General features: G+C 43.7%; 1 protein-coding gene. It reads right to left on the bottom strand.

Annotated elements, in window-relative coordinates:
- Positions 1 to 339, bottom strand: a 339-nt coding sequence (locus CWB85_RS18990; RefSeq protein ID WP_249314923.1) for an Ig-like domain-containing protein, incomplete at both ends; no start/stop codon positions are given.

The raw sequence follows: 339 nt of genomic DNA, 5'->3' as shown, positions 1-339 counted from the left end.
GCTTGATTACCAGCAGCATCACTCACGTTAGCCGTAATAGTAATTGCACCATCATCTAAGGCGTCAATAATTTGTACTGACCAACTGCCATCCGCTTGTACAACGGCACTTAGTTGATAACTGTTTGAGTCATCACTGACATTGACCGTCACCGTTGCGCCGATTTCATCACTACTGCCAGAAATGATTGGCGTATTGTCATTAAATGTACCTAGTCCATCTAAAGTTAAAGTTGGATCTAATGTATCAACAGTGCCGTTACCTTGCGCTGTGCCGCTATTGTTAGCAGCATCAGTGATAGTTGCCGTGACAGTGTAATCACCATCAGCAATATCAGCT

This window comes from Pseudoalteromonas sp. S1727 (assembly GCF_005886375.1).
In the GTDB taxonomy this organism is placed as follows: Bacteria; Pseudomonadota; Gammaproteobacteria; order Enterobacterales; family Alteromonadaceae; genus Pseudoalteromonas; species Pseudoalteromonas haloplanktis.
This window is presented reverse-complemented; position numbering and strand designations above follow the sequence as displayed.